We start from the raw sequence: 9,894 nt of genomic DNA, 5'->3' as shown, positions 1-9,894 counted from the left end.
CGCGCCATAGGAAATGGTGTCGCGCCTGCGTCGTACCAGACTTCTACCGAATTACTACCAAACAACCATATTTCCAAATGGTCTACAATTAAGGAGACTAACTGATCGGGAAAACCCTCCGCGCTAGCAAAATCTAATGGATCAATAGAAGTGCCATCTAAAATAGATGTAATCCAAAATATTTGGCTATTTGGCTGATTAAATACAAAATAACCGTCTATATAACTGACCGTTACCGCGCCAGCAAAAGCCGTAGCGGTAATTTGTCCAAATTGTTTAGTCGCGTTGTTATAAATAAATCCTTGAGGATTACAAGCGATAAATAACTGAATACCATTGTCAGACATGCTGACCGGCCCTGACCCTGTTACATTGCCTATAAGTGTAGCGTTCCAGCTAGTATCAATGCTGTAAAACTGATTGCCCGATACTACATAGCCTACACCGCCGTACGTCCAAAGCCCCCGTATGGGACCCGTGCCTACAGTAGCTAATTTGCTAAGACCTGGACAACGGGATAAAAACCCCGGTTCTTTGCCGCCTTCGGGAATTACCTCGGGGAAAAGATTGACCATTCGAGCGTCGGCCGCGTTCACCGAACGCGTTACATACGAGCCACCAAGGATCGGCGTTTTCAATTAATAATTACCGGCAAAAATGTTAAAGCGTTGCCGAGTAGCCACAATGCTGTAAGGCAAAGACATAATATCGTCAGGATTGTTAATTCGTTTGATATTACGTTTGGATGCCATAGCAATCCGTTGCACTTGGGGCGGCGGTTCTACGCCAAATTCAGCCGCTATTTCACAAGCTAAATTAAAACGAAAAGCTCTTAAATAGCCCGGTGGAAGCACAAAATTGGTGGCTAAAGTAGCCGGTTCAACCAGTTCCGTAACGCTAATAAAGTGCCATTCAAGCACTTTGGTAGGCACTGGATAAACATACATATTAATGTTGGGCATATCCATGTTAATCCAAATAACCTGTGGATATGTCGAAGTAACCGTTTTAACCGCAATACCATCGTATTGTTGTTGGTTAATAATCTTAATGCCAAAGCTAATGTTATTGCCTGGATCACGAAAATAAGTTGAATCATCCAATAAAACAGGTCGATTACCCACAAAATCACCGGTTGGGCCTAAAGTGCGACTTTTAATATTAGGGGGCCAACTAAACACCTGATCTTGGGTGGAAAATACCGATAAACGCTCAGAAGACCAACTGTCGATCATCTGGTTTAACGCCGTAAGCGAATCTTGCGCCGTAGCCGCGGAAGGTGTTTCACCTTCAGCTAATTGGCCTATAAGCCGCAAGGCACCATTAATCTGATCGCCAGCCGTTGTCATGCAGGTATCTCCTTGCGAGTACGCCCACGGGGTTTAGCTAAAACATTGACCACTATATTATCTAATTCTGGAGAGTTTACATCAAAACGCTCCCAACCGTGCTTTTCATCGTATATTGCTTCGGCTTCCGCAATTGCGACCTTAGTACCGTGATCGGGGTGCCGCAAATAGATAACCATATTAAATCCTTAAAAACCACCCCGCGGCTGTTACACCGCGAGGTGTTATTGCTTAAGCTACTCGGTAAACTGAGTAAGCAGCGGTGCCCGTTTTGCGGAACAAGAACTGAGCCGCGCCGCCAACACCAGCCGCACTGCCGGTAATAGCAACCAAAAGGTTACCAACCGAAGTGATACCGGTGCCAACAACAAACGTCAGAATTCCAGAACTAGTACCCAAGTTAACGACGTTCAACAGAAAACAACTGTTAGTTTTCATGTTGGTCATCACAGCGTCGATCGCTGCCGCGGTAGGCATCGTGTAGGACGCCGCCGAAGTAGATGGATCGCATACTAAAAGCCCAGCGGTAAGTTGAGCAACAGTCAACGTTGCGGTTGCAGTTGCCGTTGCGGGCGCTGCTTGGGTTTCCATTACTTGTTCATTTAAGTTGCCATCAGTGTACTGATAGCCGCCACCGACTGAAGGAAGTGCCATAATTATTACTCCTAAAATGTTGAATTGCCCCCGCGTTAAGCGGAGGCGGTTTGATTAACCCCAGATACGACAGGCCATTGGTGCGCGAATGACTGAATAGCCATACAGCACATCGACACGACAAGGCATACGATCGTTATTAATATCGTATTGGCGCACGATACGCATAGAGATACCGTTATGCACTTGACGAGAAGCCATATCCACACCTTGGGGTAGCAACAAATCGGCGGTAGCCAATGTAATTGCATTTTTGTGATAAACCAAGTTTTGCGGGTATGTGGTAGATGCAGTACCCAAGAACGTCAATGCAGCCGACGCGGCGGGGAACGCATCAACCGTAGCCAACGCATTGCCAGCGGTATACATAGGTGGCGAGAACGCAATAGTAGCCGAGGTGCTGGTCAAGGTCTGGTCAGCGGTTACGACAAACTGTTGCAGGCTACCAGTGCTAAGACGGGTTTGCGGGTTAACCGCATACACGCCAGCAATGGTGAAAATGTCACCTTGTTTGATGGTTTTGGTTGCGCTGGAATAAGTAATATCCAGTGTCGTAGCACCTTGAGCTGAAGGCACGGTAGACGCGCAAATGGGCGAACCAGGCAAACTTCCTGTGGTGTGGCTGACAATTGACTGTGACATATTGATTTCGTCATAGCCAAGAACACCCTCACCCATCATACCGGTCTTGAACTGACGAGAAATTGTGCCCGTCGGGTTAAAGAAACCAGTCATGCCGTTTACCAAAGCTGCGTTAGCAGCAGGGTTTACGGTCCCGTAACGTGGGGACATTGGGGTAGCATATTCGCTCAATTTTTGTTGCGCTTGCAACAGAACGAGTGACGTAGCAGGTGTGGTGCCAGGAGTGCCAACCGAAGAATAGATTGACTTGTATGCGTTAGCGACGTCAGCATCAACACTCGATGCCAATTGGCTAATACGAGGCTTTAACACACGTTCAGCAAAATCATCCAATTGCATGGTCAATTCGGCAGACGTAAAGTTAATGCCAATATGCTTCTGGCTAGAAACCGTCAACGTGGTGTATTGTTCGTTGTCATCCTGAACTTGCAGGGCGGCACCGTCAGTCACCAAAGCGCGATCGGGTAAACGAATACGCAAGGTTGAGCCAATTTTGGCGCCTTCAACAGCAAAGCTGTCATCGTATTCTTTGTTAACATTGCGGGAAATTACAAGATTGTTCTCGAGAATTTCGAGAGACTTTCTTGTTATCATATCAATAGTAAGTAGGCTGTTAGCCATGAAAAACTCCTAAAAGTAGTTAGCGGGTTCTTGCTTCCTGCTTTTTCACTTGTCTCTGTCTTTCAGCTTCAATCCACTGGCTTGTGGTCATGGTTTTAATTGACCTTGGGTCTGTAGTATCGAAACCGCCGGAGTGACCTCCGCGAGCAGTAACGGGTGAAATCGGCGCAGGTGCATTAGATGTACGTTTTGTAACAGGTTCAGCAGCCACTTTGGCTTCCAAACGTCCTATTTCTTTCGCTTGCAAAAAAGGTGCTAATTTAGAAATACGAGCAGCTTCTTTTGGATTTGCGCCCAGATAATATGCAACATCTGGTCCTACGTCCGATGCTTGAATTGATTGTGCCATTACGTCCGTAATTGGAAGTTTGGGGTTATACGCGACTTGTTCAAAGTCATCGTATTTACTCCGCGCGTCTTCTTCACGATCGTGATAAGCAGAAACAAATTCTTGCTGTTGTCTCTGTAACGTCTGTTGCTCTATCAGTTGTTGCGCTCTTTGCGTTGCCAAAGCATCGACATACGCATCGGTCGTAGCAAACTGATCTGGCGTTACTGGTGTGGCTGCTCTCGCAGGTTCCACCGTTCGCTGTTCACGTTCCCACTTTCGCTGTTCTCTTGCAAGCCTCTTACCGATGGCCGCGTCCAAATCCTCTTGGGTAAATACCTTCGGAGGTTCCTTTTGCTCACCTTCGGATACTTCTGCTGCTTCCGGCGCATTTACTACGGGTTCAGGTGCTGCCGTAGCAACCTGTTCCGGCGCGGGTGCTTCCGCTATTACTTCTTCAGACATGGCTTGATTCCTTAGAATCCCTGGCGTACCGCGCCAGTGCGGTTACTCATAAATAAATGTCAATTCCATTGTGCCAGTAGTTAACACATACAGGCCGCGGCTAAATCCAATCCCACTATCCGCGCCGCTTAACGGGTAATTTTCACTTGCTTGGGGGGTTAATAGGCTGATAATGGTGCCATCTGCGGCGGTTTGCGTCGCAGAATCATAAACTGTTACACGAGGGGTAGTCGAGGCAGAACTGCAAAATATGCCTTTTAATTTGCCAAAACCCGTTTTAATGGTGGTTTTGTTCGGCACACTGGCAGTTACGCTTAACTGATAATAATAGGCCATATTCGTTCCTATTCGTAAATGAACGTAACACCGACGGTGCCACCGATCACTACATATAAACCTTTACTAAACCAAATACCGCCGTCATCTCCCGTCAGGGGATACATTGTGTGCGGGCCGGGCACAAACTCAGCAATTATTGTGGTTGCGTTAGTGCCCGCCGTTGCTGAATCATAAACCGCAATGGTCGGCGTAGCTGACGCGGTGCTACACATAATGCCTTTGAGCTTGCCAGCACCAACTTTAATTTGCGTGGTTGCGCTAATGTTTAGGTAATTTGAGGCCATGATTTGTCCTATGCCAAAAAGCGCAGTTTGTAGAGCGTTCGCAAATAAATTTCAATAATATTGTCGATTAATTGCTGTAATGACATATCCGTTTTATCGACTACATCATACCGGCAACTTTCAATTTCTTGCAACGAATCCTGTAAAAACTCGATAATATTAGTGGTTTTTTTAGCAGACATCAAGGATATTGGGCCAATTAAGCCATGCCGACCTTGATAAGCCTCTGCAAAATCGTCTGCCGCGTCGATAATCCGATCGTAAAAAATGTTCAGCGCCATATGTTTAGAAAAACTACGGGTGTTTAAATGAACACTGTGGGCCACATCTCTGGCCAAAAACAATGTTCCTACAAAATCGGCAGCGGATTTCATTGTGGTGCTCCTTGGGGCATCATTTGGGGCGGCGGCATACCTTGAGGCGGTTGTTCCATAGCTTCATTGGGTTGTTCTTGCATACCCGGCATGTCAACATCTCGTCCAGGCATTTCAGATATTAAATCACCGCTACTAATCATGCCGTGGACCGTTCCCATGACTATATCTTGTATCTGTTCGGGCGTCATGTTGGCACCAATGGCTTGCAAACGTTTGGTTTCGGCGTCGTAGGCTTTAACCTGCGCGTCAAACTGCTTAATCTGCAATTGTTGGGCTTCCATTGACTTGCCGACATTTTGCAACATGCCGTGCATTTGTTGCATTTCCTGTGTCATGCCTTGGATTTGCATTTTAGCGGCTTGCATTTCCGGTGATTCGTCTTCATCAGCTAATAGTTTAGGATCAATGGTTTTAGCCAGACGAGCCGCCATCTCTTGTGCCCCTGGCCAATCCATGTGTTTCACAAACAGATCGCCTGCCACGGCCCACAAGCCCGGATTGCCTTGCAACAACTGAGCCATTGAATCCAAGGCTTCCTGACGTTTGGTCATGTAGGACGGGCCCGTTGTAACGGCCACATCGTACTTACCCACCGAAGGATTGTAGATTTTCTTAATAACAATGCCTTGCTCGTTTTGAATCTTACGCACTGGTACGTTTTGACTAGGGTCAATCATGGCCTGTTCGGTTTCGCCATCAATACCAATGATGCGGGCGATTCGTTGCGTGTCGTATATCTTAGGGATCAGGTCCACTAATTGACGGGTGCCATAGCGAATAGCGCGAGCCAAGTTGTCAATATAATGATAAGTGCCCGTATCGGCCTGTTTTTCCCGAGCCAAAATAGCCCGTCCAGAACGCTCGTTGCTCGTTGCACCGAGACTGGAGTCATATTGCCCTGTCGAACTCTTAATATCATCAGACGCGCCCATCTTGGCTTGAATAAGCCCTGTTTGGGGCAAAGGTGGTGGTGCTCGCATTGGAAGCGGTAAAACACCGCCCTGACCGTCCGTAACGTCAGGATTAACCTCTAAATACGGCCAATTTGTCGTATTTGCGGTCTTCCATTGCTGTTCGTAGCCTTCAAACTGCCCGCCGTAGCCAATAAATGGTGCTTTAGGTGCCAAAGCAAGCATTTCTGCCTCTTGGCTAACCCAATAGTTGTACATGCGTTGGGCGTCTTTGGCGTTGCGAACTATCCCGCTAACATACATGCGGCCATCAATCTCAAATTCGTTGCCGACTACACGGATTACCGGTATCCATTTGCCTGGCCAGATGCGCTTATCCAACATTTCAAAGCCGTTGGTCTTGCACCAATGGATGATTCTAATATCCACGTCGCGTTGTTTAATGGGTTTCAAGCCCATTAACTCAGCCTGCTTGGCTTCTGGCGATCCGGCTAAAGCGGAGATTCCACCATGGTATTGGTTGAGTTTCTTTGCTACGTGTTCTACGTAGAAATACTCCGCAATCCGCACAGTGTCTTGGTTAATCCAAGCGTTTAGTTGCCCGTCACCCACCCCGTATTGCAGGCTAGATAGCGTTGCCGCGTCGGGATATTCGCGCTCGTATTCTTCTTTGGTAATCTCTTGGTTGATAAAGCACCACTCAGCATCCGAACCGCAAGGGTCTTGAATGGTTGGGTCCATATAAACGCTAAAACTATCTCGAATACGTCCAATTCTTAAATCTTGGTCAAAACTAGCATCGTCGCAGTATTCGGTCAGAATACGAAAATACCCTTCACCAAACGTCACCTGATTATCGCAAGCCGTATCGTAAGCTACGTCGGCGTCTGAAATATACTCGATATGCCGTACGATTCCGTTGAATATGTCGGCTACTTCTACGTCGGCTTTGTCATCCGCAGGGATCACTTTACCGCTTGGCCGATTCTGCCGTTGGTCGTTGGTCACTTGAAGCACATGCTGCGGCAGTTTATTAATGGTCAAGCAAGGCCGCGCGTTAATAGTCTGACCTTGTACGGCGCCACGAGTTGCTAATACATCCGCAGGCCATTGCCATTGGTTATCAGGACTCGCCGCCCTAAATCTAAGGTCATCCAACTCATCTTCACGGCTGTCGGACAGGGCCGCGATGGCCATTGTCAGACGTGTTCGCATCAGCGTTAATACTTCAGCATCGTCGCGGTCGCTTTTAGACCCGCCACTGGATACAGCGCCTGCTTCGTTAACACCTGTATCTTGATAAGCCACTATTTGCCCTTCTTTTTGCCCGTCGCAGCACGTTTGACCGAATATGCAATCGCTACGGCCTGTTTGATAGGTTTGCCAGCGGCAACTTCGGCCTTAATGTTCTTACGAAAAGCCATTGGTGATTTTGATTTGACGAGTGGCATGTTAGGACCCCATCCATGAGTTAACTACGTTTTGGGAAGATGAAAAAGTACGGCGTGGGGCTAGGCTATGTTCGCGGTGGGCAACCGGAAAAGCAAAAGTAACCGCTAATGCGTCAGCAGCATCAGGAGAAGCTAGACCTCGGTTACGCATTTCCTTTTTTCCTTCCAGAAAAATGGTCCCACTACTATTAGGCTTTTTCATTGGGCCTACCAAATCCGCTTTGAGTTGACGATCCGTCGGTATGCTGGCGGTTCTCAACCAATCCTTCATGGTGCCCCACATTTCTGCCCGCTTATTACCCCACATAATGGAGTTCTTGGCTTTCCAACCAAAATTAACTCCTCGCACCTTGTAACGCTGTTCTACCAATCTGTCAAGTATTCCGTATCCTAACCCACCTTCGTCTATAACTGCAAGCGTTGGTTTGTATTCTTCTATGGCGTCGATTACCCGTCCTACTATGGTCATCGTATCTTCGCCCGAATAGCGCTTAATGGCCACCAAGTCACGCCCTTGCCGGACAACGATAACGGTTGAGTCTGCGCCTCCTCGCGCCGGGTCGATACCCAAAATGATGGGGGCCGTAAGGTCCTTATATCGTGTTCTTTTTGCTGCGTCATCCACCAGCATTGGTTGAATGAATTGATCTTCGCCTGCATCTGGAAATTCGCCATAGACTTCAACCTTTGCTTGAGGGGAATCTTCGCCGTATTCAGCTATAATCTGCTCATACACTTGTTTGTCTGTGTCTTCCACTGTGCGGGCGTCTACTTGCCGAGTATTCCAAAACGCCCGTTTGGCGTGGAAGCACTCGAAGAAATACCCTTCATTACGTCGTGGATTACTAAACGCGAACCAGTACCGGTCGGCGGTGTTTTCCGTAAAGAACCCTGCGCCTACCTCCCAGATAGGATTAGGAATACCGCTTGATTCGTCAAAAATTAACATCATGCCATCTTGGTTGTGTACCCCTGCGTAGCTGTCTGGATTCTCAGCCGACCACAGTTTGCCTTCTGCTGCCCAATAACGTGTGCCTTTTTTTAGGTCGCGTTCGACCAATTCACAGAGCCATTGCGCTGGCACGAGCTTGGTTGCGCTAATCTCAAACCAATGATTGTTAATGGTCATTGCCGACCATTTGGTCAGTTCTGCCCAGGTTACCGATCGTAACTGCGATTCGGAGTTAGCACTAATAATAACCGAACCACCAATCCGTGTGGTCAGCATCCATAATACCAACCAACTAACCAACGCCGATTTGCCAATTCCACGGCCTGATGAGATCGCCTCTCGCAAGGTGTCCATCTGAACCTTGCCCTTATTATTCTTAATGTGGGCCGCGAGTCCCCTTAACACCTCGCGTTGCCATTTACGCGGTCCTTTGAAGTTTGCCAGCGGGGTGTTCTTTTGCCCCCAAGGAAACGCGAACAAAACAAACGCTTCTGGATCGTCAGCTATGGCCGGTGACCATAGCTCAACCATTAACTTCTGTTCTTCGTCCGACTTATAGATTGGCTGTTGCATTTTGTCCTATGGACATGGGGAGCACTTCGGTAGCCTGCCCTTCAATTACTCTAGCGCGGGCTTGTTCAAGTGCAGACAGCACACTAATCTTCTGATAAACGTCTACGCTAATCTCAGTCTTGGCAGTCCACCCATGCACATGCTGTAAGATTGCCAAGCTCGCCTTAGCATCGCCGCTTTCTGACGCCTGTCTTAATTTAGACGCGGCGGCAAACTCTGAATCGGCTTTGCCTTTTTGCGCCGCCATTTCGGCCAGTGGGTCAAGTTGGCATAATTGTCTATACTCGGAAGGTAGCATCCCAGACGCCAGTGCTAATGAATCACCCTTTAACCCCATAACTGCTGCTTCATATATAGCAGTCAGTCTGGCTTCCGTAGCCTTGACCGTTCGCGCTGTGAATGGTAATGATTTAAACATGGTGGTGTTATACCACGACTTCTTTTTGGTTGTCTACATTACCTACCTTGCCTACGCCGTGTTTTGTAAAAATAAAAACTAAAAAAAAATTGTTTGTGGACCCTACCGTAGCCTTTACGGCCAAGCCAAGGCCCTGGGCGGGGGCCTCTAGCCGAAAGGATTTTTGCACCAAGTTAGTGAGCATTTACATACAAAGTTAGTGAGCACTAACTTACATTAAGAAAGATTAAGTTAGTGAGCACTCACATACAAGTTAGTGAGCACTCACTTTGCAGCCCTGGTTAGTGGGCACTAACTAACTAGAATTGTGGGCAATAATTGCCAGTCAGATTTTAGTTAGTAAACACTAACTAACATTTGGTTAGTAAGCACTAACTAACATTGTGGAAAAATGCGCGGGTGTTGAATTGTAGGCAATGTGGGCACTATTGTCATCGCGGAAAAGTTGCCATTCCTACACACAATACTACTGTACACACATACAGTATACATCATGAAAAATGAAGGGGTTAATTAATGACTATTTATAC

11 protein-coding genes are annotated in these 9,894 nt (G+C 47.4%); all 11 read right to left on the bottom strand.

Annotated elements, in window-relative coordinates; translation table 11 throughout:
* A partial coding sequence (locus WCK19_RS17630) for a hypothetical protein (RefSeq protein WP_342398717.1) occupies positions 1-638 on the bottom strand: 638 nt, incomplete at its 3' end.
* Complete coding sequence (locus tag WCK19_RS17625; RefSeq protein WP_342398716.1) at positions 639-1,349, bottom strand: hypothetical protein; 711 nt, start codon at positions 1,347-1,349, stop codon at positions 639-641.
* Positions 1,346-1,528: a hypothetical protein gene (locus WCK19_RS17620; protein ID WP_342398715.1), complete on the bottom strand. Its 183-nt coding sequence runs from the start codon at positions 1,526-1,528 to the stop codon at positions 1,346-1,348. The genes WCK19_RS17625 and WCK19_RS17620 overlap by 4 nt, the downstream gene beginning before the upstream one ends.
* Positions 1,529-1,580: 52 nt before the next feature.
* A complete protein-coding gene (locus WCK19_RS17615; protein WP_342398714.1) occupies positions 1,581-2,003 on the bottom strand; it encodes a hypothetical protein in 423 nt (140 codons plus the stop codon).
* Between the two features lie 54 nt (positions 2,004-2,057).
* Positions 2,058-3,266, bottom strand: coding sequence for a P22 phage major capsid protein family protein (locus WCK19_RS17610; RefSeq protein WP_342398713.1), 1,209 nt, complete (start codon positions 3,264-3,266; stop codon positions 2,058-2,060).
* 19 nt (positions 3,267-3,285) lie between these two features.
* On the bottom strand, positions 3,286-4,059 hold the full coding sequence (locus WCK19_RS17605) for a hypothetical protein (protein ID WP_342398712.1): 774 nt from the start codon (positions 4,057-4,059) through the stop codon (positions 3,286-3,288).
* Between the two features lie 42 nt (positions 4,060-4,101).
* Positions 4,102-4,395: a hypothetical protein gene (locus tag WCK19_RS17600; RefSeq protein ID WP_342398711.1), complete on the bottom strand. Its 294-nt coding sequence runs from the start codon at positions 4,393-4,395 to the stop codon at positions 4,102-4,104.
* A gap of 295 nt (positions 4,396-4,690) precedes the next feature.
* Entirely contained in the window at positions 4,691-5,056 is a 366-nt protein-coding gene (locus tag WCK19_RS17595) for a DUF5856 family protein (RefSeq protein ID WP_342398710.1), read from the bottom strand.
* Complete coding sequence (locus WCK19_RS17590) at positions 5,053-7,278, bottom strand: portal protein (protein WP_342398709.1); 2,226 nt, start codon at positions 7,276-7,278, stop codon at positions 5,053-5,055. Before WCK19_RS17590 ends, WCK19_RS17595 begins: the two co-directional genes overlap by 4 nt.
* 144 nt (positions 7,279-7,422) lie before the next feature.
* The gene (locus WCK19_RS17585; protein ID WP_342398708.1) at positions 7,423-8,946 is read right to left on the bottom strand and encodes a terminase family protein; all 1,524 of its coding nucleotides are present in this window, start codon (positions 8,944-8,946) and stop codon (positions 7,423-7,425) included.
* Entirely contained in the window at positions 8,927-9,364 is a 438-nt protein-coding gene (locus WCK19_RS17580) for a hypothetical protein (protein WP_342398707.1), read from the bottom strand. The genes WCK19_RS17585 and WCK19_RS17580 overlap by 20 nt, the downstream gene beginning before the upstream one ends.
* Between the last annotated feature and the right edge of the window lie 530 nt (positions 9,365-9,894).

It is taken from the genome of Candidatus Chlorohelix sp. (assembly GCF_037138995.1).
Taxonomy (GTDB): domain Bacteria; phylum Chloroflexota; class Chloroflexia; order Chloroheliales; family Chloroheliaceae; genus Chlorohelix.
Note: the sequence above shows the minus strand (reverse complement) of the source record. Positions and strands in the feature narration are given on the sequence as shown.